The sequence below is a fragment of the Rhodococcus sp. F64268 genome (assembly GCF_023015605.1).
Classification (GTDB): Bacteria; Actinomycetota; Actinomycetes; order Mycobacteriales; family Mycobacteriaceae; genus Rhodococcus.
Window position 1 is genome coordinate 36,103 of sequence record NZ_JALKAI010000016.1, and the last position, 24,771, is coordinate 60,873.

Here is a 24,771-nt window from a genome sequence, read left to right on the forward strand (position 1 = left end):
GGGGGGAACGCCCCCCCGCGGCATGCGCGCAGCGTGGTCAACACCGTGAAACGACGCGCCGAACCGAGGTGGGGTCCGGCGGAGCACCCCACGTCGTGGCGGGCGATCTGGCAGTACACCCGAAAACGCGCCGTGCGCGACAACCAAACCTTGAACGCTCAGGAAGCGCGCGCGAAGGCGGTCGTCGACGGCACGAAGAAGGCCAAGGCCACCCGATTCGTCAAGACCACCGCCGGCGGTCAGCAGCTCGATGAAACGGCATTGACCAGGGCGCGATCCCTCGTCGGGCTCAAAGGCTACGTCAGCAACATCCCGGTCAGGCTGATGGAACCTGGCGAGGTGATCAGCAAATACCACGATCTGTGGCATGTCGAGCAATCGTTTCGGATGTCGAAAACCGACCTGCGGGCACGGCCGATGTTCCACCGCACCCGCGACGCGATCGAAGCACACCTGACGATCGTGTTCACGGCGTTGGCCGTGGCCCGCTGTGTTCAGGACGAGACGGGTGTGGCGATCGCAAGGTTGGTCAAGCAGCTGCGGCCGTTGCGAACCTCGACGATGATCGCGATCAATGGTGCTGTGCAGGACTTCCCACCGCAGATCGGTGCTGCTGAGCAGGCGATTTTGTCTCGTCTCGGGTTCGAATCGGGGTACTAAGCCAAATGTCCTAACTCAGGTCCGCGGCCAACTCGTCGGCTCGGCGCAGCTTGTGCACGATGTCCTCCGCCGAGTGACGTTTGCGTCCCGCCATGATCCCTATCGTCCCTTCTTCGCCCTCACCAGGGCAATCAGGACTCTAGAACAGCCCGGACCTACTCACAGGGGACACGCCACCAGTATTGGGGTATAGGCATACCCAGCAACCATGGTTCCGGTAACCATGGATCGGGGGCCATCCGATCCCTCGCTTTCACGCTCGCGGTCTACACCAAAGACAAGGTTCCACTTGCAGATTCCACGACGACACCTTGGTCCATCAGCCAATCCAAGTCTCCTGTCAAGGCGGCTCTGATATCGGATCCGGTTCTCCCCCAGCCAAAGAAGCGCGCAACCTCCCGCAACAATTCGGCTCGCACTATCCCTGGACTCTCAGCCACAACCTGTTTAAGCGCAAACTGCCGTTCAACTGCTGGCACTTGCACAACTTTTCGGAGACACTCGCGCGAGGGAGTACGTGCAACAGTGATCTCCCGGTCCGGAAGGTTATATGCTGAACCAACTCGAACGATTACCTCCCTCCGGACGAGAGCCATCAAGACTGCGCGAATCCGTTGCTGAATGATTTTCCCCGACTTTGACAGTGCCCATGCGGTCCGCACCCGGGTGAATATCAAATCCTCCTCGATGGGCCCTTCACGATCGAGGACCTTAAGCACCACCATGGCAATCGCACTCGTGGATCCACTTTCCCGCAGGTCGACCCAATGGCCAACTGACTCCCGAACTGCCTCGTCTCGAATCTCCCAAAGCTCGTCACTGCCGACATGCTCGTACTCGCGCGCCCATTCAGAAGTGCTTTCCTCCACCGGAACAAACTGCATGGCTCGCACGCTGCCGGGAGTCACGGATTGCTCAGCATCTCCCGTTTCACCCTCCGGTTGGGCGGGACTGAGTGAAGCACTCGCAACGTACGGATCGACGGTGCAAGCCGCCTCTACAGCTTCTCTGAGACGTGTCAATGCAGCACTTCGATTTCGATACCAATCCGTACCCCAGATCCGATGTAGCTCCCAACCAAGATCTCGCAGAACGGATTCACGAAGTCGGTCCCGGTCTCGTGCGGCACGCGACGAATGATACATCGCACCGTCGCATTCGATTCCCAGCGCGTATGCTCCAGGCGCATCAGGGTGGCGGACTGCCATATCAATTCTGAACCCTGCGACGCCCACCTGTGGTTGTACCGTGTATCCCCATTCATTCAGAACATCGAGAACCTCTTGCTCAAAGGGACTCTCGGGAACTGCATCTGGATCTGCCGCCTCAGTTTCGAGGATGTTTGGCCCGTGTTCTGCGTATTCCAAGTAGCGCTTCAGGTGGTGGACGCTCTTGTTGGCGCTATCCGACAGTTCGCTGCCTCTGAACGAGGCCACGACTTCCACTCGCCGACGTGCACGCGTGACAGCGACATTCAGTCGGCGCCAACCCGCCTCCCTATTGATCGGGCCGAACTCGGACCGCAAGCGACCCTGCGCGTCAGGACCGTACCCGACCGACAGAATAATGACGTCCCGCTCGTCGCCCTGCACGGTCTCGAGGTTCTTGACGAAGAATCCGCCCAATCGATCCTCAGTGAAGGACGCCGCGAGGTCGGGGCGCTTCCTCCGCTCCTGCTCAACCGCGACTTCAATCGCTTCGGCTTGCGCCTTCGAAAACGCAACCACGCCAAGAGTCAGGTCCGGTCGGGTCACGAAGTGGTGAATAACCCGTTCCGCCACGCGCGTAGCTTCAATCTGATTGTCTCGGCGCCCACCACGGTCATATATCCCGTCGACCTTGAAGTACTCGACTCCGATGTCGTGACCGTCCTCGCGTGCGCTGGGGAACGTAATCATCGAGTTGTCATAAAACTCGAAATTGCTGAATGCGATCAGATTCTCATGCCGACTCCTGTAGTGCCAACGAAGCGGGAGGGAACGAAGCACCCCACTTGCTTTGCAGCCGTCCAAGATGGATTCGAAGCTTATGTCATCCTCGTCCCATTCATCGTCGTCGTCCCTGTCATTCGCCGCGCTGAAGAACGACGTTGGGGGTAGTTGACGAGCATCGCCTGCCACCACAAGCGCATCACCGCGATAGATCGAATTCACTGCATCTTGAGGCAGAACCTGTGATGCCTCATCGAAAATGACCACATCAAAGCGGTAGTCAGATGACAGAAACTGACTGACGGTGAGTGGACTCATCATGAAACATGGCTTGACGCGGCGAACGACGTCACGAGTTTCGTCGAGGAGTCTCCGAACTGGCATATGGCGCCGCTGTTTCCCAGCTTCTCGACGGAGTATCGCCGCCTGACCAACCGTGGTCTTTCGCGGGCGACGTGCGTTACACGCAGCGATCACATCAGCGTGAGCGCCTTCAATCAACCGAAGATCGAGTTGTTGGAAGTTAGAAACCAGATTGTCTCGATCAATTGCTCTCTGCGGTTTGAGTCTCCCGTCGACTGCGAGCAGGTGCTCGACCCAAGCGACTAGCACTGCCCGTTCGACCGCCGACGGGAACTCACGGTCCGATACACCCCGCCCAGCTAGCTGCGACGGCAAACCATCCAGGTGGTACTTGCTGAGAACGCCAAGCGCATCTTTACAACTCACCCACGTCTCGGGCCCGAACGGATCTTTCTCGAGTTCGTCGAGCACCTCGAACGCGTGGACCAGAGTGCTCGAAAGCTCGTTTTCGAGTTCCCGACGGCGCTCCCGTGCGAAAAACTTGAGAAGTCCATTCCTCTGACGCCGCCAGTCTTCGAAGTGTCTTTGCAGAGAGGTGTCCGGCTCCGCGGAGAGCACAAGTAGTGCGAGAGGGCTGTCAAGAGGCGCCGACACTCCTTTGTTCGCAGCTCTTCTGAGCGATTGAGACCATTCAACGGCCTCGCGAATCCTTTCCGGCTTTGTCGCGATCCCTTCGTACAAGGATTCCATCAAGCCTCTGTAACGCTCATGATTCGCCAAGAAGGCGCCTTCTGCTTCGCGAGCCTTCGAGACAGCAACAACGGTTGAGCGCGCACCCTCCACTGTAAGATTCTCGACGTCGTCGACGACCCTCCCCACCAGGCGGAGGAGTTCACCGACCTCCGAAAAGGCCTCTGAGTGATTGCGGAACCACTTGGCCGCGTCGTCGGCTGGCATAGCGATCAACCCGGCACTCGCGTGCCCCAGTTCGGGGGATGAGACCATTCGTTCCCAGTCGACAAGCCGGCCGCGGAGCTCCCGTCCCCTTTCCTGTAGGACCTCGACTCCGGGTCTACCTGCGATTGCCGACACCAGTTTCATACGCTGTCGAGGATCTTTGAGCGTGGCCGGCGCCAATCTATCAAGCGACTCGGCTACTTCGAGGGCCTCCGAAAGTCTTAATACACTGGGGTTTCCCTGTGGGGCGTAGCTATCGAGGAACTCAATCCTCTGGGGGGAAATATGAATTTCAGGCTGCCGCAACAACTTCACAAGAGCACTCTTGATTAGGCTACTCGCAGGGGCATTCCCCTCCAAAGTTGGAACTGGGGTTCCGTCCGGCGAGGTAAGTGATGTATTGAGCCCATCGTACAACCGCCCAAGCAATTCTCGATCCTGAGGTTCCGCGGCCTGGAAACTCTTCCATTTCACCTGAGCATCGTGAGCGTACGCGATCGCTGCCCTGACGGTACCGAGCGAATGCTCCTGAGCATCAGGAGCGTAGCGACCGATTGTCGGCTGCGCCATGTCGATGAATTGAGTCGCGACTTGTAGAGGCTCAGCGTGAGCACCTGCCCAGTATGCGGACTGCCCGAGAGGGATTCTGGCGAGCTCACCAGACTTCTCGTGAAGTTCCAAGTATTCGATGGTCTTTCTCCACACCCCCAGTAGCTCCCTGAGCCGAATGGCACTATCGCGCAACACAGGATCGAGTGCACCTCCGTCGCACAACTCGCCCGCGATAGATTCTCTACTTACAGGATTCGTGATAGCAGTCGGCGCAAGGCGGTGAACTTCTTCGGCGTGAGCCAATGCAGAATTCAGCGCATCGGAGTCGACACTCACGCTCTGCCGATCCACAAAACGTCCAAGCAGTGCGCCATGAGATTCACATAGAGCGCGCAAGCTCAGGTACGCGTCGTGCCACTCCAAGGCAAGGGGCAAGGCATCGTAGTGTTCACCTTGCCATGCGCCCTGAACCGTGGTCGCCGCGATCAGCTTCCTGTCGGACCGAACCTGCTTGGAGAACAATGCACCGATCCCACGCGGTCCCTCATCGAGCCGTGAGATCACGTCCGGGAGATCCGGTACCTCGATGACGGTCGGTAGGAACAAGTCTTTCGCGTGCGACTCAGCCGCGGACAACCGGTCGACTGCCGCAGATACCTCGGTCACCGCTTCCCGCACCTTTGCGAGGACTTCCGCGTCGAACCACAGCTTCAACGCACGATCTGGAATCGAACTCACCTCGACAAGTTCGACAAGCACTTCGGCCGCCGCGACCGAATCAGGATTGGGGCAGCCCAGACGGTCAGCCAACGCACCTGCCAATACGTCGCCTTCTTCGAGTGCCGACGCTGCCCCCGCCAAGGTGTCCTGCATACTGCCAAGTTGCTTGCGGTTGAACGGCTCGAGATTCAAACCCGCCGGGTGTAGCGCCTCGAGCGCCAACTCGCATGCTGGACGTACCGGGGTGAGTGATCGTTCGACCTGTTCCCACTCGCGGCCTGCCGACTGAACTGCTCGGTCCCTTGCACGAATCGTGAGGTCACGCCTGGTTTTGAATGCAGCCACCCGTTCCGCTACCAACTCGACGGCCGAATGGCGAGCCTTGGTCGCACCGTTCGGAATAAGCCAGTGGTCGAGCGGCCGATGTTGGGCTTCCGTGAGGTCGATAATCTCGCAGATTCGGTAGGCACCTGCTACATCCTGCGGGTGCTCTAACCCAAGCTCGTCTACCAACTCGGTTATCAGCCCGTGCGTGCGCTCCAATTGTTCAGCGACACTGCGAAAGTTGGTTGCGGTCTCTCGGACCTGTTTCTCGTTCAACCCGCGCAGATCCATCCCCGCCGGTGACATCTTCGACAGGGCGTCTGCAGCAGCGCTGCTGTCCACCGCGAGTCCGGTCGGCAATTCCTGCCAACGTCTACCACCAACCACTTGAGCTCCGAGAAGAGCATCGTGGACAAGGTCCAATTCTTCCAAGAATTGATCTGTCCGGTCCTCAACCGCGCCAGCGAAGTCGGGTGTGGTCAACCACCATTGCGGAACTGGGAGCCTCGAACGAACCAATGTGAGTATGTTGATCAACCGCTCGACATCACGTTCATCGCGCACCTGGAGGTCGGAACCTGCCGACTCACGATATTCGTCGACTGATCTCATCAGCTCCCCAAGCGCCGCCAGGGCCTGAGCCAACGCCGGCCTTGCATTCGCAACGTCCCGGCGCACATCTCTCCATGGGAATTTAGAGTCTGCGATTGCAGCCCATCCCCTCGAGATCACCTCAGTTGCCGCAATGATGCTATCCAGATCTCTAGAGCTCAATTCCTCCGCCCGGAAGCCACCGTCTGGAGTGTGCGGGTCAGTGTATGCAACCGTGGCGCTGGAAAGTACCCCAATCCTGCCGATCACATCGTGCAGTGTCCGCCCCAACCGATCGCGAGTCTCGTTCATGGCGTCGGCGTATCCGGTGAGTGCTTCGCGTGCCTCACGCACCGCCATCTTGGCGTCGTGCGTCATGCCTGAAGCACTGGGCTCCTCATCCAAAGCACGACCAAGTTCCTTAGCGACCGCACCGCGACTCGCAGAATTGCTATGCAGGGCCAGGGCATATGAACCCAGTCCGACCGCGCGAAGACGATCAAGAACCACGTCGAGGGCCGCAGCCTTCTCGCTCACGAATAACACGCTTCGACCAGCGCTGATGAGCCCAGCGATCATGTTGGCGATCGTTTGGCTCTTGCCAGTACCCGGAGGGCCATCCATTACGAATGAGTTGCCCGCGACGGCCGCGGCTACCGCTTGTCGTTGCGAGGAGTCAGCATCCAAGACGAGCGGACTTTCCTCCGGCGGAGCAAGCTCATCAATGCGCCCGAGCGGAATCTCCTCGAAGTCGAAGCGGTCAGCTGCCAGTTTCGCTGCGGGACCCAGCGCGATAGCTTTGATCAAGTCGCTCTGCATGACCTGCTCTTCGTTATCAAGCAGATCCTTGTACATGGACTCCTTGTGGGACGCGAACTGCCCTAAAACTACGCGTTCCGTAACTTGCCAGCCCGGCTTTCCTGCAATGCATGATCTTGCTGCTGCCAGCACCGAGGTCAAGTCGGTCGGATCCAACTTCGAAACAGACGACCAGTCGATGTGAAACTGTTCCAGCTTCACCGGCAGCGCAGGATTGAGCTTCGGTTCCTCATCCTCATTGAGAGCGAGCCGAATCCGACCGTTCGCAGTGCGCTCGAGTGACGCCGGAAATAAGACGAGCGGAGCATCACTCCCCGTGACCGCACCATCTTCCCGCCAGTTGAGCATTCCAATTCCGAGCTGGAGTGTCCAAATCCCATAGTCATTGAAAACCTGCGTAGCCTTCTTGCGAAGATTGCTCTGCGCTCGGAACAGAGCTGGTGCAGTCGTCTTCTGGGTCACAACGCGTTGGTGCTTCCCCGTTGTCCTGGGAACGACCCTCTGCTCTGGCTCAGATTCTTCCTCGGGCAGGGGCTCGAAATCCCATCCGCGTTCAAGACCTGCGACGAGGTCTGCGGCAGCAGGATATACGATCTCCAACGTTGCCGCACGCGTGTGACGAAAGTTCAATAGACGGTTTCTACCGCTCAAGTCGACCAAGGAAGTGCGCCATTTGGCGATAACACCGCTCAAACGTTCGGCATCGTCGCCAGATCCGCTCGGAGTTGCCACACTCATCACTGCCATCTTCTATCGTTCGTTCGGAAGCCACGCGAGCGCCGCAAGTGGCTTATCGGAGGTGCATGAAGATCCTGTAGCACATCCTCACCAGGCATCACCTGGATAGCAGAGGTATCCAGTCCGTCGCTTCAGGATGTGAAACCATCATTGTCAGCGCACACAGGTATGCGAGGTTGTGCCCGCAGTGGCTGTTGGGTCTCTCACGGCGACCTCCTGATCTTCATGGGTCAAGTAATTCCACTATTTCGGACATTCTCCATACTCGCTCCGACATGGTGGAATCTGCCCCTAACTTTCACCGTCCCACGTAACGAAAGCCTTGTGAGACGCGATTGCCCAGGTCTTCTGTCCGATCACGCCAGCCATTGACGGTCTCCCGTCTCCGCACTGAGGGTGTCAGCGGTCATGTAATTCCCCAGGTTGAGGGGTCGGCCCGTCACGTAATTCCTCACCCAGCCGTCACGTAATTCCCCACCCCTGGGGCGTGTCGACCGGGGTGTGGGTGCTGCTGCAGGTTCGCTTCTTCCCAAGGTCCACCACGAGGGCCTGGGAAGGGGCCCGACGGTGGCAAGGAGAACGTGGACGATGACCGATCTGATGGAGTTGTTCCGACATTGGCATCCCGGCCGCTCCCAGGTGCAGATCTCGACAGCCCTGGGACTCGACCGCAAAACCATCCGCAAGTACCTGACCCCAGCGCTGGCGGCGGGGTCGACGCCGGGCGACGGCGACAAGTTCGACGAGAACCTGTGGCGTGAGTTGATCCCGGCCTGGTTCCCGGACGTGGTGAACCCGACGGCGCGGGCGGTAACCTGGCCGGCGATCGCCGCCCACCACGCCTGGATCGAGGGCCAACTCGACGAGTCGGTGACCGTGGCGACGATCGCTCAACGTCTGCGTGACGATCGCGGTGTTGCGGTGTCCGAATCGACCGTGCGGCGATATATCGCAACATGATTCGCCGACCGGGTCGCGGCGTCGACGACCACCTTTCCCCGCGGTCCGGTCCCGCCGGGCGACGAGGGCACGGTCGACTACAGCAAGCTCGGGATGTGGCGCGACCCGGCGACGGATCGGCGGGTGGCGGTATGGGCGTTTGCGATGATTCTGGCGTGTTCGCGGATGCTGTTCGTCCAACCCGCGCTGCGGATGGATCAAACCTCGTGGTGCGCCTCGCATGTGGCCGCATTCGAGTTCTTCGGCGGGACCCCGGCGCGGATGGTGTGCGACAACCTCAAAACCGGGGTAGACCGCCCCGATCTCTACGATCCGCAGATCAACCGGGCCTACACCGAACTCGCCGACTTCTATCAGGTATTGATCGATCCGGCCCGGGTCGGCAAACCCAAGGACAAACCACGCATCGAGCGACCGATGCCTTACATCCGGGACTCGTTCTTCCGGGGCCACGAATTCACCTCGCTGACGCAGATGCAGGCCGCCGCGCTGACATGGTGCACCGACGTCTACGGTCCATTCCACCACGAGCACGGAACGGACATACACACCATAAGGCCTCACTGCGACAGAACCTTGTCACGCCAGAAAGTCCTCGACGACCCCGTCGCCACACCGGCCGTCTCGCCTCTCTGACCTGCTCAAACAGCTATCAGGGTGTACATCCTGGTATGCAGTGGATTCCCTTACACGGCGATGCGGAGGTCCAGCCTTCGCTCCCTCAACCCACGGTTGCCGCGCGCAATGAGCACACGACTCCTGAATGATCACTCAGTCGCCCGACCTCGTCGCTACCCGGCCACGTGCGCACCGAGGTGCACTCGAGATCCGACGCAACGTGGTCGATCAGCGGGCCATGATCGACGACACCCCTGGTGTGGATCGTCCAGCGCGCCATCAAGCCGGTGAGGCGATCGGCCACACGAACCGGTTGCCGAACTCGAGGAACACGTTGATTGAAATCCCCGGCGACAACGGTGGGGATCCGCGGGTCGAACTGTGTGGCCAACTCCTCGATCTGGTCACAGCATTCGAGGTGTTCGGACCAGGTCTTGGCGTCGCAGCGGCCGGTACTCACATGTGCGCTTGCCCACGGAATGCACACGGCGAGGATCCTGATGGGGCCGATTGACGACACAGTCTGCGCGGTCACGACCCTGCCCGCGCCGGCTCGGCTTGTCAGCGCTACCACGTCGGTGAGCGGCCACCTCGACCACAGCATGGTCTTGCGTCGGTGAGGGGTGGAAGTCACGTCGTATCCCCAGTTCGTCCCTGCGTCGACGACATAGCCACCATCCGGAAGCAAATCGCGCCTACCTTCCGTCACCACAAGCAGGTCAGCGTTCACATCGCGGAGGCAATTACGCACACGTGTAGCGCGTGGGCCTGACCCAGTCGCCCACATCGTGTTCCAGGTAGCGACCGTGAGTTCGTTGTTGTCCACTCTCGTACCCTACGAGGAGCGTGACTCGACCGCGCCCTTGCTGTTCTGGTGGACCTGGTCGACGGTGGGTTCGTCTAGCTTCCAATGACACACACGATCACCTCCTCACCCGCCAACTACACCGGCGTCCAACCTGCATCGACCACGCCCACAGCATCCGCGACGTCCGGTGTGATCCCGCGCCGCTCGAGCTCATCCCACAACCCCGCCATCGCCGCAACCGGATCGAAGTAGTACTCGGATTCGCGAACCCGCCAGAACTTCCACCCGCTTCGCGTCAGCTCACGTTCCCGCTCGAGATCTGCACCCTGTCGCTCGGGGCTGGTGTGCCATAGCTCGCCATCGCACGCGACAGCCAGCTTCCCCGCCGCACCCGTCACCACCAGGTCGATGAAGTAACCGTTCACGTCGACTCTCGGATTCACGTGATACCCGCGCGACTCGATATCGAGGAACACGGCCTGTTCGAAGAGGCTGCCGAACGCCTCGTGCCGCTCGCTGCGCGTCACACCCACCGGAATCGACTCGGCAGGTGCCGGCGACACCGACTGCATGTATGTGAGCAGAGAATGTCGCAGGTCCGTCGGTCGCAGTGTGTCTGCCGTGCGCGAATGGAACAACCACAACTGGTCCTGCGCCCGCGACGCTGCGACGTTGAACCGTCGCTGGTATTCGGTCCTCGTCATCGCCGCGATGTTCTGTTCGGGCGCCACGACCATCGACAGGAACATCACGTGCCGCTCGTCGCCCTGAAAATCCGGGGGCGCGCCCACACGGAGCCTGCGCTGTTCCCACTGTTCGGGGGTGAGCCTTGCCAGCAGTTCGTTCTGAATGACGTCGACCTGCGACTGCCCCTGCAGCACCACTACGCCGAATGTCTTCCCGTCATAGGCCTTGTCATGCAGGCACCGCATTAGCACCTTGACAAGCTCGAGAGCCTCGGCTCGGTTCGTCAGCGACGAATTCTGCCCTGCGACAGCACCATTCTCGACGAAAGTGGTGCGCAGCGGCGGTAGTCTGTCGGCTCCATACTGCCGCAACGGAACCAACGGGTCGTCCGCGTAGAACTGTTCGCTCGACCACGTGATGATCTCCGGCATCGACCGGAAATGCTCCCGCAAGCGGACGATGCTCCCGAACCGCGACCGCAGCAACGAAAACATGCTCGATCGCGGAGTGAAACTGTCGCGCAGATACTTCGGGATGTCGGGAAGGTACGAATCGAGACGACTGAACACCCCGTCGAGCGCACCCAGCGACACCCCGCTGGGCGCGCACTGCTTGTCGTCGCCGACGACGATCACACGCGGAGCGAGCCACAACAGGAACAGGCTGCTGATGTCGGCCTGGCTCGCTTCGTCGACGATGACGACGTCGAATGAATTCTGTTCGGGCGGAACCGAAGACAACACTTGCTGCAGCGGCATCACCCACGCGGGCACAGCACCTTGCGCGACCTGCATGGCTTCTCTCGCTGCAGCCCGGTAACGCTCGGCGTACCTTCCGGTGCCCTTACCGATGCTCGCGACATGGTCGCGGTACGAGTGGAGGGCCTGGACCTGTTCGGCCGTGGTGCGATCGAGGCACGCGCTCCACGCCTTCACGGCGAGGAGCTGCGTCGTCGCACGCGCGATGTCTTGTTCGACTGCGTCAAGGTCGCGTTCGAACTGCCCGTCGTCACCATGCTCGTGGAACGTTTTTGCCCACTGATCCGCGCGACGCCACGCCCACGCATCCTCGATGTCCGCGAGACGGACAGGCCAGCCCAAACTCAACGGATTCTCAGCAATCGCCTGCGCGAGCGCCGGTGCGGCGGTGGTCAGCTTCGCATGCAGCGAGACGAGCTCGAGCTCTTCGCGCTGTTCACCGACTGCGCGATCCCACGCGTCCAGCGCCGTGTTGATGCCGTCGAAGTCCGCGTCGTGGAAGGCCCGCGCCAGCGCGCGTCCCTCAGGCGATGCTCCCCCTGCGGTCTTGCCCCGCACGTCCATGCCGATGGATTCGAGCCAGGTCTTGCTTGCTTCAGCAGTGCCGGCTGCAGCGATCACTCGCGCGGACTCCGCAACCGACCGAGCTTGTTCGATACTCGTGATCCGCGGTGCACCGGGGTGGATGTGGCGCATTTCCGTTTCGACGGCTCCGACGCGGGTGACGAGATTGTCGACGATGCCGCGGTCGCGGTCGATGAATGCCATGGTGCCGACAGCTCGGCTGCGCGACTCGTCGAGCGCAACATCGATGCCGAGATCTCGGAGGACGATCCCCGCGACCCGAATCGCTTCGAGCGCGCGGAGGTGTTCCGCAACGATGCGTGCCGTGTGTGCGGTGGTGGCTGCGACGCCGTCGACGGTAGCGACCTCGCCCAGCGCCTCGACGGCTGATTGCTCGTCGCTCCTGCGGAAGCGCGTGAAGCCGCTGCGCCACGTGTCGCCGGCCTCGAGTTTGCGGGCCAGCGCGTCATACGCCTCGAGCGCGAGCGGTCCCGTCACCGGCACCTCGACCGAGCTGGCGCCGACTGCGCGGTCTGCGGCCTGAGCGGACTGCACGAGATCTGCGAGTTCAGCGGTCTTGCCCCACAGGTGCTGCGCCTTGCCGGACAGGACGTCGTCGGTCACGCGTTGAATTCGCGCATCGAGCCGCTCTGCGTCCTCCAGGGCGCCCTGTAGTTGTTCGCACAGGTCGCGGATGCGGGCGAGTGCGTCGAGTGGCGCACCCTCGAGTATTCGCAGCACCTCTTGCAGTGCGTTGCTCCCGATGTCCTTCGGCGCTTGCGCGACCGCAGCGCACGCGTACTGCACCTCCCTCTGGGTGGGGAGGGACAGATCGGGGAAAAGCTGGTGCCTGCGCCGTGCACGCTCGACACTCGACCGCTGGTGGAGCCCGTGAAGGGTGACGACCTCATCGACGGTCAGCGGTGGAACGTCGGCGAGAAGAGGCGCGGGCAACCACTCGTACTTGGATTCCTGTGCGCGGACCCTCCGGACGATCGACGCGGCTGTGCCTTCGTAGCCGGCGGCGACGGCGGGTTGTACGACCGTCTCCTCCGCTCTGACCTGCCGGACCTGTTCCATCAACATCGCGCGGCGGCTCAGTGCCTCATCACGTTGCGCCGTGAGGTCGTCGATGCGTTCTTGTGCTCGCCGCGCGTTGAATTGCGCTTTGCGCGTGGCGATCTCGCTGACGCTGTGGGTGAGCTCCGCCGAACCACCCTGCACTGGGTCGGTCACCGATACGCACAGCTCCTGCAGTTCGGGCGGAAGCTTGTCGCGGAGCACGCGCAGCGCCTGGGCCTTCTCACTGGTGACCAGCACCCGCTGGCCGCGAGCGAGCAGCGCGGAGACGATATTGGCGATGGTGTGGGTCTTGCCGGTACCCGGCGGCCCTTCGACCACGACCCCACTGTCGCCGGTGAGGCGATCGATGATGTCGCGCTGCTCTTCGTTCGCAGGCAGCGGGAACATCGGGTCGCCGGTGAACAGGGCGGGCGGCCTGCCGATGTGGTCGAGCCAGGCCACACGCTCTTCCGGTTCGATCGCCTCGACGAGCTGCGCCAGACCGAGCGGCACCGGCTTCGACTCGTCGGCAACGGCCTCGGCCATACGGTTGTAGTACTCGATGAGTGCTGAAGCGCCGTGCTTACGCAGCACCAGCGAAGGTGACGGTGTGAGGAACATGTCGGGCGACGACGCGTCCTCGGCCTGGTCCACGACGTCGACGGGCACGATGAGCGCGCGGTCGGCCCAGCCTTTGAGAAAACCGCGGGCTGCGGGATCCACGGGCGATGCAACCTGGGTTGCAAGGGACTCGTGGAGGCTGCGGGTGCCGGACGGGTCGAACACCTCCAGCCCCGTGAGGAGCTGGGTGTCTTCGAGCGACGGCCCGAGGTCGGGATTCAACCGCACCAGCAGGTCGCCGGTTGCTGCGTGTCGTTCGACGAGGGTGGACTGCGTGATCAGGTGCGTGCGCACCTGCTCCCCCGCGACCTCGGCCGACAGATGCAGCAGCCCCGACGCGAGTACGAGCTCTAGCGATTCGGGTTGGGCTTCGAGGTCGAGCATCGCGCGCTGCAGGAAGGTGTAGAGGTGCGAGGCGGGTCGCCGCTCACGGTCGACTGCCGCCCACACCCGCCATTCGGTGAGCCAGCTGTCGAAACGTTCGGCGGCGTCGGTGGCGTTCGGGTCGAGAGTGGGTTCGACCGCGGAGTCGTCGATGGCTCCCTGCACATACCTCGCGATCAACGCGGGAGGTTGCGGCGGGTCTTCGAGTTGAACACGTCGTGCGCGGAGGACGACGTCGCCCGCTGCGGCAGCGGCACTCAGTCCGATGTCGAGGTTGCCTTCCTCGAGAGACATCACGGCGCGGTGTTTGGCGAGCACTCGGACGGGGGTGCTGCGCGCTTTGACGAGCTCGGACAGGAAGGTGAGCAGGCGTTGTACTCGATCCCTCAGTTCAGGATCGTTGTCCCTCGACTCCACACCCACTCCCCTCACTCTGCGGACACCACTTCCGCCCGTCAGCGGCGCGGGCACGACCAACCTTAAGAACTCTCCCCGACATGTTCATGCCCACCCCCGCTTCGCGACAGCAGTCGTCCCGCGGATCGCTCCTCGCGACGCCTGTTTGGACACCTACCCGTCGGGTATCGCGTGGTCATGGCAACAGACCGAATCGGGCAACCCTGGGGGACCCGCACCCCGTACGGTCCCGGCGAGCGGTGGCCCACCCGCGTCGACATGCACCTCGCAGAGGGAGTGAGCGAAGACGAGGTCGATACGTGGGCCGAGCGCATGGGACGGTTGAAACTCAACGGTCGGCTTCGCGGCTATTCGCCGCTGAGCCGGTTCGTGGAGCTCGAGTTCCTATTGATGGGTATCGAGGGCAAGAAACAGCTGTGGACCACGCTGCGTGATCTCGCAGAACTCGATTCCCGGCTGCCCGAGATCGACTTCGACGAACTGATCGCCCGCGCCGAGCGCCAACGCACTGTCCTCGATCCGTTTCGCGCACGCACCGGACGCGAAGTGTTCGGTGCTGCCTCGGCCGGTGGAGCCCTACCGCCGCAGAAGTAGTGACCGACTCATTTCTCCCACGGACGCAATGGTTGCGAGACCGCAATCGACTGCGGAAGGATGCGGGATATGAACGCTACGCAGCGTCGACGATCCGGCCGAGGAAAAGATTTCCCGGCTCAGGTCGATGCGGTGCTGTGGGCGTCGCGTGCGCTGGTGGGGATCGCGGCGGCATCGGTGGCCGAGGTGGAAGACGTGGTGTCGGTGCCGCACTTGCGGATTCTCGTCATGGTCGACACCTGGGGTCCGCTGAATCTGGCGGCGGTCGCGCAGGCGCTGGGAGTCAATCCGTCCAATGCCAGCCGCGCGGTCGACCGGCTCATCAAGGCAGGCTTGATGGATAGGCGAGATGCACCGGAGGATCGGCGCAACCTGAACCTGACGTTGACCGCTGAGGGAAAAGCATTGGTCGAAAAGGTCAGCGCGCATCGACGCGACTCGATCTCAGCGGTTCTGGAGCGGATGACCCCCGAAGACCGCGACTCCCTCACCGTCGCGCTACGCCGCTTCGCAGCCGCTGCCGGTGAGCCGATCGACGGAGACGTGCTCACCCTGCTGTGGCCGCCGAACCGCTGATGTCGCGTCTCCTCCAGCGGATGCAGGATCACCGCCGGTTTAGTCCGGCGAACACGGCGACGGCGCCTGCCGCGGCCGCCAGACCCGCGGCGACACCGAGGAGGCCGTGGTGCTGCGACGCCCACAGTTGTGCGCTGCGGTCACGGGATCGATCATCGAAGATGCCGTGCGCCCCGAAGTCGCGACCGTCCACGCCGTCGGCCGGCGTGAAGAGATTCTCCGGCTGATCAGGATCGCGTGGGGTGTCGGTCTGCTGGGAGGAGTACCCCGTGCGGGCGAGGTACCTGTCCAGGATGCCTGGCGCAATCGCATTGGCAGCGAGGGTGCCCGCAGTACTGGCACCCACCCAGTACTCGCGGCGGCGCGGATGATCGGCGGCGTAGAGCACTGCGCGCGCCGCGACCTCGGGTTGGAAGATGGGTGGGACGGGCTGCGCGTGATGCGGCAGCCTCGACCGCACCCAAGAGAACTGTGGGGTGTTGACCGCAGGCATCTGCACCATCGTCACCCGGACACCGCTGCGCTCGTGCAACAGTTCGCAGCGCAGCGCTTCGTGAAACCCCTGAATGGCGTGTTTGGAACCGCAGTACGCGCTCTGCAGCGGGATACCGCGATAGGCCAGCGCCGAGCCGACCTGCACGATCACACCGCGATTGCGGGATTTCATCCGCCGCAGTGCCGACAGGGTGGCGTAGACGTAGCCGAGGTAGCTGACCTCGGTGACCCGCCGGAATTCGGCGGGGCTTATCTCGCTGACGGGGGCGAAGACGGAGGTGAAAGCCACGTTCACCCAGATATCGATGGGGCCCAGCGTCTGCTCGGCTTCCGCGGCAGCGGCCTCCACCTGCTCGGGATCGGCGACGTCGGTGGGGATCGCGAGAGCGCGGCCTCCGGCCGCCTCGACGTCGTCGACCGCGCCCGCGAGCCCCGTCTCACCGCGGGCGAGCAGCGCCACCTTGGCCCGGCGGGCACCGTAAGCGCGGGCGACGGCCCGGCCGATCCCGCCCGAGGCGCCGGTGACCACGACAACCTGTTCCGAATGCGGTGCCTTCATCTCGGCCTCCTTGTCACGATCGAAGTTGGGACTGTGAGTTGCTTTGGCGGAGAACGTGAACGATCACGTTTTGGCGAGGCGATGGGAGGACTCGAGCAAGAGCGCATGAACGAACGCTTGCGGCAGATTGCCGCGCAACTGCCGTTCGACGATGTCGAACTCCTCGGTGAACAAGGCAGGCGAACCGCACGCAGCGCGGTTGCGTTCGAACCAGCGCGCCGCCGCGACATAGTGGCCCTGCTGATGTTCGGCCAGCGCCATGACGAAACCGCACAGCAGGAACGCGCCCTCGGCGTCGGCGAGAGGTTGGCCCCGATGTTGGAACCGGTATACGTATCCCTCCCGGCCGAGATCGGCGCGCACGGCATCCAACGTGAGCCGGGTGCGGGGGTCGTCGGCCGCAACACCACCGCGGATCGCAGGCAGAAGCAGCGCCGCATCCATGCGATCGTCGCCGGGGGCGCGCTGCCAGCGCCCGCTCGGGTGCAGCGACCGGGCATCGGTGTCGGCGACGAGAGCGTCGGCGAGGGCATCCCAGCGAACAGAGTGCGCGGCCGGAGCGGCCGCACTGATGGCACGCAGACCGGCGGCGCAGGTCAAACGCGAGTGCGCCCACTCCGCGTTGTCGAGCTCCCAGATACCGGCGTCGGGTTCGGTCCAGCGTTGTTCGATCGTCTCGGTCGCGATCTCGACGGCCTTCCAGCGCTCACTGCCGAGGTGGCCGACGCGGTCGGCGGCGGCGAAGAGAAGCAGAGCTTCACCGAAGGAGTCGAGTTGGAATTGCTCGTTGACCCAGTTCCCCAGGCGTGCGTCCGCTCCGGGATACCCGGGAAGGTCGAGGACGGATTCGTCGGGCACCCGCCCTCCGCCGACGGTGTAGGCGGGCTTCAGCTGGGGACCGTCGTCGAGTAGGCGTTCGGCGATGAAGGCGACGGAGGCGTCCAGAAGCGAGTCGGCGCCCGCTGCGGCAGCCGCGTGACCGGCGTAGCACTGGTCGCGGATCCAGCAGTAGCGGTAGTCGTAGTTGCGGCCCTGTTCGGCCCGTTCGGGCAGAGCGGTGGTCGCGGCGGCGACCATCCCGCCCGAGCTGCTGGTCATCCCCGTCAGGACCGCGCAGGCGTGCCGGGCGTCGCGGTCGGCGAGCGTCCCGTCCATGTGCGGAACACGTCGGTGCCATTCGTGTTCGGTCTGCCGCCACAGCTGATCCGGGTTCGGGAGGTGTTCGGGTAGCGGCCGGTCGCTGAGTTCGAGGACGAGGTCGTGGTGCTCGCCCTCCCGGAGCTCGAGAGCCGTCTCCAGTTGCCCGTTCCGAAGATGAGCGCCGCGGCCGCCGGCCCACCGCAGGTGGAGCGGTCCGGCGCGCAACACCCTGACGTCCTCGCGGTGCGCGACCTGATGCATCGGGTGGGCACCGAAGTCTGCATCGGCAGACAACGAGACCTGAACCCGCGCCTCGCCGTCCACCGCCACGATCCGGCGGAGCACCACTGCCGTGTGCGGATCGCCCGGAAACGCTAGTGCTTCACGGCACTCGATGATGCCGGCGGTCGTGACCCACCGGCTGCGCCAGATCAGCGTCCCTTCCTCGTAGTGTCCACCCCAGGTGAAGCGCGGGGTCGCGGGGCACACGAGATATCCGCCGGGTCCGCCGAGCAGTGAGCTGAACACCGCGCCCGAATCCCACCGCGGTGCGCACATCCACGCGAAGTCTCCGCGCGGGCCGATCAGGGCGCCCCGCTCCCCGTCTGCGATCAGGGCGTACTCGCGAAGCACGTGTGGTGGCCAGGAGGCGCCGAAGCCGGACTCGTGGGGCGTCATGAATTTCGCCTCCCTCGGACGAGGTGGTCATCTTATGCCCGTATTCGCAATGATTGCGGGGTCGCAACTACATGGGTGGTGGGCAGTGTTCCCGCACGAAGATGGTTCAAACATCGAGATTCGAAATGAGAATTCACGGTTGAACGGCGTCGGGATGGGCATTCGGGCAAGGACGGACAGTCGCCGAATCGACGCCATCAGGGACCTTGCGTTACCGCAACGTTTGCGCGTAATGATGGAAGGAAGACGTCTCGCCTCTGCTGCGCGTCGAACACGCACCCTGCTCCGTCACGTCGATGGCGTTGTCCGGTACCGGACAATGCCCGTGAGCCGAGGGAAGGACACAATCCGATGGCCAGTCAGAACGTTGCCGACTACCTGCTGGAGCGGTTACGCGCCTGGGAAGTCGAACACGTCTTCGGCTACGCGGGAGATGGCATCAACGGAATCATGGCCGCCTGGGGCCGAGCCGATAATCAACCGCGGTTCATCCAGTCACGGCACGAGGAGATGAGCGCGTTCGAGGCGGTGGGCTACGCGAAGTTCACCGGCCGGGTCGGAGTGTGTATCGCTACCTCCGGCCCCGGCGCGATCCATCTCCTCAACGGTCTCTACGACGCCAAACTCGACCACGTCCCGGTCGTCGCGATCGTGGGGCAGACGAACCGCACCGCTATGGGTGGCTCCTACCAGCAAGAAGTCGATCTGCTCAGCCTCTACAAGGACGTGGCCAGCGACTACGTGCAGATGGTGACCGTGCCCGAGCAACTGCCGAACGTTCTCGACCGGGCCATTCGAGTGGCACTGAGCCAACGGGCGCCGACCGCGCTGATCATCCCCGCCGACGTCCAGGAACTGGAGTACGCCGCTCCCACCCACGAGTTCAAGATGGTGCCGTCGAGCATCGGTATCGACTGGCCGAACACCACACCCGACGATGCCGCGGTCGCACGGGCCGCCGAGGTCCTCAATGCCGGGAAGAAGGTGGCGCTGCTGGTCGGGCAGGGAGCGCGCGGCGCAGACGAGGAGATCGCTCAGGTCGCGGATCTCCTCGGAGCGGGTGCCGCGAAGGCGCTGCTCGGCAAGGACGTGCTCTCGGACGAATTGCCCTGGGTCACCGGTTCAATCGGTCTGCTGGGCACGCGGCCGAGCTACGAGCTGATGATGGGCTGCGACACCCTCCTCACGATCGGCTCGTCGTTCCCGTACACACAGTTCCTGCCCGAGTACGACCAGGCCCGTGGCGTGCAGATCGACATCGACGGCCGGTTCATCGGCATGCGCTACCCCAATGAGGTCAACCTGGTCGCCGACGCGAAAAGCGCGCTTCGAGCGTTGATTCCGTTGTTGGAACGTAAAACGGACCGTTCGTGGCAGGAGGAGATCGAATCGAACGTGTCGCGGTGGTGGGAGACGATGGCGAAGGAGGCGGAAGTCGCGGCCGATCCCGTCAACCCACTGCGTTTGTTCGCCGAGCTCTCGCCCCGGTTGCCCGAGAACGTCATCGTCACCGCCGACTCCGGGTCGGCCGCGAATTGGTATGCCCGCCAGCTGAAGTTCCGTCCGGGCATGCGCGGTTCCCTCTCGGGGACGTTGGCCACGATGGGGCCGGGTGTGCCGTACGGGATCGGCGCGAAGTTCGCTCATCCTTCGCGTCCGGTGATCGTGTTCGCGGGAGACGGGGCGATGCAGATGAACGGACTCGCCGAGCTGATCACCGTCAAACGGTACTGGCAGGAGTGGGACGACCCACGGCTGATCATCGCGATTCTGCACAACAACGATCTCAACCAGGTGACCTGGGAGATGCGGGCGATGTCGGGGGCGCCGAAATTCGTCGAGTCCCAGATGCTTCCGGATGTCGACTATGCCGGGTTCGCTGCGAGCCTCGGATTGCACGCCGAGACCATCACCGATCCGAGTCGGCTTGCCGGTGCGTGGGACAAGGCATTGGCTGCCGATCGTCCGACCGTCCTCGATGTTCACACCGATCCGAACATGCCGCCCATCCCGCCGCACGCGACCTGGGAGCAGTTCAAGTCCGTCGCTACGGCGGTTCTCTCCGGCGACGAGGACAGCTGGGGATTCACCATGGCGGGTATCAAGACCAAGGCCCAGGAGTTCCTGCCGCACAGAAACGGCTGACCGGATGCTCGACGCACCGATACGGGAGGTATCCACCGCCGCCTACACCATCCCCACCGATCTGCCCGAGGCCGACGGCACCCTCGATTGGGATTCGACGACCCTCGTCCTCGTGCAGGTCCGCGCAGCCGATCGGGTGGGTACCGGCTGGACCTACGCGCCTGCGGCCTCCGCCGCTGTCGTCGAGTCCGTCCTCGCCGACCGAGTACGCGGATGTAGCGCGCTGGATATCGCCGGCGCCTACGACCGTATGACCAAAGCGGTCCGCAACGCCGGGAGGCCGGGTATCGCCGCGTGCGCGATCTCTGCGGTCGACGTGGCGTTGTGGGATCTGAAAGCACGCCTCCTCGACCTACCACTGCACCGGCTCCTCGGCGCCGTACACCGTGAGGTGCCCGTTTACGGCTCGGGTGGATTCACCACCTACGACGCCGATCAGCTCACCGCGCAACTCGAACACTGGGTGTACGAGCAGTCGATTCCACGGGTGAAGATCAAAATCGGAGAGTCCTTCGGCTCCGACGAGAACCGTGATCTCGCGCGGATCGAGCAGGCCCGCACCGTGATCGGCGACCACACTGAGCTCTACGTCGACGCCAACGGTGCCTATCAACGCAAGCAGGCCATCCGGATCATCGACCGGGCAGAGAAGTTCGACGTTCGATGGTTCGAAGAACCGGTCTCGTCCGACGATCTCGACGGCCTGCGGCAGGTCCGTGACGCCGTGCTCCCGGACGTCACGGCCGGTGAATACGGCTATGCATTGCACTATTTCGAGTGTATGTGTGCGGCAGGCGCAGTCGACTGCCTTCAGGCCGACGTCTCTCGCTGTGGCGGTATCACCGCTTTCGCGCAGGTGGCCGCCGTCGCTGCCGCGCACAATCTGCAGCTGTCCGGGCACTGCGCGCCCAATCTGCACGCCCACGTCGCGGCAGCGACCGCCAACCTGCGTCACCTCGAATGGTTCCACGACCACGTGCGGATCGAAGGGATGTGCTTCGACGGCACCCTCGACGCCACCGGCGGATCCGTCCGCCCCGACCCCGACGCGCCCGGCCACGGCCTGGCCTTCCGTCACGCCGACGTCGAACGCTATCGCGTGCAGTGAGCACCCAGGAGGAAACATCGTGACCGAGTCATCCACTGCTGGAACACGCCCCGCGATGTTGTTCGAGACACTCGCCCACTCGCTGCGCGACCGCGTCGACGGAGAAGTCCGGTTCGACGCAGGATCTCGCGCCGCCTACTCCACCGACGCGTCCAACTACCGGCAGATCCCCATCGGTGTCGTCGTACCCAGAACCCCGGAGGCAGCAATCGAGGCAGTGGCCGTGTGCCACGAGAACGATGTGCCCGTCCTCTCCCGCGGCGGTGGCACCAGCCTCGCGGGACAATGCTGCAACGCGGCGGTGGTGCTGGACTGGAGCAAGTACTGCACCCGGGTCGAGAGTCTCGACGCCGACGCGGGCACGGTGATCGTGCAGCCCGGCATCGCCCTCGATCAGCTCAACGATCAACTCGAATCGACGGGTTGGATGGTGGGGCCGAAGCCGTCGACGCATGTCAGCTGCACCATCGGCGGGATGATCGGCAACAACTCGTGCGGCTCCACCGCACAGGCCTACGGAAAGATGGCCGACTGCATCCGCCGGCTCGAAGTGCTCACCTACGACGGGCACCGCATGTGGGTGCAGGACACCACCGACGACAAGTTCGAGCAGATCATCACCGCTGATGGGTGGCGCGCCGACATCTACCGGGCACTGCGGCAGTTGCGGGACGACTATGCCGACGAAATCCGCGACCGCTACCCGGACATTCCGCGGCGAGTGTCCGGGTACAACCTCGACGAACTGCTGCCCGAGAACGGCTTCAACATCGCCCGGCTGCTCGTCGGTTCGGAAAGCACACTGGTGACAGTGCTGCGTGCGGAACTGTCGCTGGTGCGCATCCCTGCGGCAAAGTCGTTGGCCCTACTCGGATTCGACGACATCTGCGCTGCCGCCGACGCCGTCCCCCAGGTGTTGGAACACAACCCCGCCGCATTGGAAGGCATCGACCACCGGCTGGTTCAGCTCGAACACAGTCAGCATCTCGCCGCCGCCGCACTGAAGGAACTACCCGACGGCAACGCATGGCTGATGGTGCAGTTCAACGGAGACACCGAAGACGAGGCCGACCGCAAAGCAACCGCGATGATCGACGACCTCCAGGCGGTGACACCGCACGCGCGGATCCTCGACGACCCCGAACATGAGAAGCAGGTGTGGGCAGCCCGGGAAGCCGGTCTCGGAGCAACCGCGTATCCGCCCGACGAACCCGAAACCCACGAGGGTTGGGAAGACGCCGCCGTCCCCCCGTCTCGTCTCGGCGACTATCTCCGGGACTTCCGCAGGTTGCTGGACAAGTACGACTACGGGACAGCGTCGCTGTACGGGCACTTCGGGCACGGCTGCGTCCACACCCGGATCCCCTTCGGCCTGCGCACCGCCGAGGGGATCGCCCGCTATCGCTCGTTCGCGCAGGAAGCCGCTCGTCTGGTCGTGTCGTACGGCGGGTCATTGTCCGGCGAGCACGGCGACGGCCAATCCAAGGCCGAGTTGTTGCCGATCATGTTCGGCGAGAAGATCATTACCGCCTTCGAGGCACTCAAGGCGATCTTCGACCTGGCGGATCGGATGAATCCGGGGAAGATCGTCCATCCGCACTGCCTGGATGAGAATCTGCGCCAGGGAACCGACTATCTTCCGATCGAACCGGCCGTGCACTTCGCCTATGCCGACGACGACCATCGGTTCAGCCGGGCTGCGGCCCGCTGCGTCGGGGTCGGCAAATGCCGCGGCCACGAATCGGGCGTGATGTGCCCGTCCTACCGCGCCACCGGCGAGGAGGAGCATTCGACCCGCGGCCGCGCTCGCCTGCTGTTCGAAATGCTCGAGGGCGATGTCATCACCGACGGCTGGAAATCCACCGCTGTGCGCGACGCCCTCGATCTGTGCCTGGCCTGCAAGGGGTGTCGATCCGATTGCCCGGTGAATGTCGACATGGCCACGTACAAGGCCGAATTCCTCTCGCACCACTACCGTCACCGGCTCCGGCCGCCGTCGCATTACTCGATGGGCTGGCTCCCGCTCTGGGCACGTATGGCTTCCACCGCCCCCACCGTGGTCAACGCTCTCACCCACACGCCCGGCCTGTCGGGCATGATCAAGACGGCCGGGGGTGTCGACCGGCGGCGGCCTTTCCCGCGCTTCGCCGAGCAACGATTCACCGACGGGTGGCGCCGGCAACCTCCCCGTCGGCAGCGGGCCACCGATCGCGGCACCGTGTTGCTCTGGCCCGACACCTTCACCAACAACTTCGATCCCGGCATCGCTCGCGACGCCGTCACCGTCCTCGAAGCCGCCGGGTTCACCGTCCAAGTCCCGGACGGCACGCCGTGCTGCGGGCTCACCTGGATCTCCACCGGCCAGCTGAACGTCGCCCGGCGCGTACTGCGCCGCACCCTGCACGCCCTGCAACCCGCTCTGCGTGCAGGCACCCCGATCGTGGTCCTCGAACCGAGCTGCGCTGCGGTCTTCCGCGCAGATCTTCCCGAGCTCATGCACGGCAACGAAGATGCACACCGCCTCGCCGGCCAGACCTACACCCTCGGAGAGCTACTGCAGAAGGAGGCACCCGATTGGCATCCCCCGCACGAGGGCACCGTGAACGCCGTCGTTCAGCCGCACTGCCACCACCACGCCGTCCTGAAGTACAAGGCAGATCACGAAGTACTCGACAAGGCGGGGGTGGATGCGAACGTCCTCGACGCAGGCTGTTGCGGGCTGGCCGGGAACTTCGGGTTCGAGCGCGGCCACTACGACGTCTCCGTCGCGTGCGCTGAAGACAAACTGCTGCCCGCCCTCCGGGAGAAAGCCGACGACACCGTCGTGCTGGCCGACGGATTCAGCTGCCGCACACAGATTCGCGACCTCGAGCCCGGGGTGAGGCCGCTGCATGCGGCTCAGATGCTGGCCGCCCAGGTCCGTGGCAGCACCACCGACCGCTGAGGCCGCCTTCCGCCAACCGCCTGCGAAGACCGCGGCGGCCCGTGTAAGCAGACTGAAG

At 63.5% G+C, this 24,771-nt stretch carries 10 protein-coding genes and 2 pseudogenes; 7 read left to right on the top strand and 5 right to left on the bottom strand.

What is annotated here, in order from left to right:
* Window positions 1-15: 15 nt before the first annotated feature.
* A pseudogene (locus MWU77_RS23515) lies at window positions 16-660 on the top strand (transposase); the annotation flags it as partial.
* A gap of 266 nt (window positions 661-926) precedes the next feature.
* Here MWU77_RS23515 and MWU77_RS23520 read toward each other — a convergent pair.
* Complete coding sequence (locus MWU77_RS23520; protein WP_308198862.1) at window positions 927-7,604, bottom strand: DUF3320 domain-containing protein; 6,678 nt, start codon at window positions 7,602-7,604, stop codon at window positions 927-929.
* A gap of 579 nt (window positions 7,605-8,183) precedes the next feature.
* Between MWU77_RS23520 and istA the strand changes: the two are divergent.
* Window positions 8,184-9,071: pseudogene (gene istA / locus MWU77_RS23525) on the top strand (IS21 family transposase); the annotation flags it as partial.
* Between the two features lie 205 nt (window positions 9,072-9,276).
* Here istA and MWU77_RS23530 read toward each other — a convergent pair.
* Both MWU77_RS23530 and MWU77_RS23535 read right to left on the bottom strand, forming a co-directional pair.
* Window positions 9,277-9,999: an endonuclease/exonuclease/phosphatase family protein gene (locus MWU77_RS23530; RefSeq protein WP_308198863.1), complete on the bottom strand. Its 723-nt coding sequence runs from the start codon at window positions 9,997-9,999 to the stop codon at window positions 9,277-9,279.
* Between the two features lie 116 nt (window positions 10,000-10,115).
* Window positions 10,116-14,480 carry an AAA domain-containing protein gene (locus MWU77_RS23535; RefSeq protein WP_374229967.1) on the bottom strand — a complete coding sequence of 1,455 codons (4,365 nt, stop codon included), beginning with the start codon at window positions 14,478-14,480 and terminating at the stop codon, window positions 10,116-10,118.
* A 171-nt stretch (window positions 14,481-14,651) separates the two neighbouring features.
* Here MWU77_RS23535 and MWU77_RS23540 point away from each other — a divergent pair, with 171 nt between their 5' ends.
* Together MWU77_RS23540 and MWU77_RS23545 are read left to right on the top strand one after the other, a co-directional pair.
* A complete protein-coding gene (locus MWU77_RS23540) occupies window positions 14,652-15,068 on the top strand; it encodes a hypothetical protein (protein WP_247274922.1) in 417 nt (138 codons plus the stop codon).
* A 69-nt stretch (window positions 15,069-15,137) separates the two neighbouring features.
* Complete coding sequence (locus tag MWU77_RS23545) at window positions 15,138-15,644, top strand: MarR family winged helix-turn-helix transcriptional regulator (protein WP_247274923.1); 507 nt, start codon at window positions 15,138-15,140, stop codon at window positions 15,642-15,644.
* Window positions 15,645-15,672: 28 nt separating this feature from the next.
* Here the strand turns inward: MWU77_RS23545 and MWU77_RS23550 are convergent, their stop codons facing one another.
* Entirely contained in the window at window positions 15,673-16,698 is a 1,026-nt protein-coding gene (locus tag MWU77_RS23550; protein WP_247274924.1) for an SDR family oxidoreductase, read from the bottom strand.
* Window positions 16,699-16,761: 63 nt separating this feature from the next.
* Window positions 16,762-18,516, bottom strand: coding sequence for a glycoside hydrolase family 15 protein (locus MWU77_RS23555; protein WP_247274925.1), 1,755 nt, complete (start codon window positions 18,514-18,516; stop codon window positions 16,762-16,764).
* 351 nt (window positions 18,517-18,867) lie between these two features.
* On the opposite strand from MWU77_RS23555, the gene MWU77_RS23560 reads away from it, so the two are divergent.
* The 3 genes from MWU77_RS23560 to MWU77_RS23570 are packed head-to-tail and all read left to right on the top strand — an operon-like array spanning window position 18,868 to window position 24,713.
* Window positions 18,868-20,661: a thiamine pyrophosphate-requiring protein gene (locus MWU77_RS23560; RefSeq protein WP_247274926.1), complete on the top strand. Its 1,794-nt coding sequence runs from the start codon at window positions 18,868-18,870 to the stop codon at window positions 20,659-20,661.
* 4 nt (window positions 20,662-20,665) lie between these two features.
* Window positions 20,666-21,769 carry an enolase C-terminal domain-like protein gene (locus MWU77_RS23565; protein WP_247274927.1) on the top strand — a complete coding sequence of 368 codons (1,104 nt, stop codon included), beginning with the start codon at window positions 20,666-20,668 and terminating at the stop codon, window positions 21,767-21,769.
* Between the two features lie 55 nt (window positions 21,770-21,824).
* Window positions 21,825-24,713 carry an FAD-binding and (Fe-S)-binding domain-containing protein gene (locus tag MWU77_RS23570; protein ID WP_247274936.1) on the top strand — a complete coding sequence of 963 codons (2,889 nt, stop codon included), beginning with the start codon at window positions 21,825-21,827 and terminating at the stop codon, window positions 24,711-24,713.
* Window positions 24,714-24,771 lie beyond the last annotated feature (58 nt).

What these genes read in the sequence shown, in the direction of transcription:
- MWU77_RS23520 (WP_308198862.1), bottom strand. Translation starts at nt 7,604, where the DNA reads ATGGCAGTGATGAGTGTGGCAACTCCGAGCGGATCTGGCGACGATGCC.
- MWU77_RS23540 (WP_247274922.1), top strand. Translation starts at nt 14,652, where the DNA reads ATGGCAACAGACCGAATCGGGCAACCCTGGGGGACCCGCACCCCGTAC.
- MWU77_RS23545 (WP_247274923.1), top strand. Translation starts at nt 15,138, where the DNA reads ATGAACGCTACGCAGCGTCGACGATCCGGCCGAGGAAAAGATTTCCCG.
- MWU77_RS23550 (WP_247274924.1), bottom strand. Translation starts at nt 16,698, where the DNA reads ATGAAGGCACCGCATTCGGAACAGGTTGTCGTGGTCACCGGCGCCTCG.
- MWU77_RS23555 (WP_247274925.1), bottom strand. Translation starts at nt 18,516, where the DNA reads ATGACGCCCCACGAGTCCGGCTTCGGCGCCTCCTGGCCACCACACGTG.
- MWU77_RS23560 (WP_247274926.1), top strand. Translation starts at nt 18,868, where the DNA reads ATGGCCAGTCAGAACGTTGCCGACTACCTGCTGGAGCGGTTACGCGCC.
- MWU77_RS23565 (WP_247274927.1), top strand. Translation starts at nt 20,666, where the DNA reads ATGCTCGACGCACCGATACGGGAGGTATCCACCGCCGCCTACACCATC.
- MWU77_RS23570 (WP_247274936.1), top strand. Translation starts at nt 21,825, where the DNA reads ATGTTGTTCGAGACACTCGCCCACTCGCTGCGCGACCGCGTCGACGGA.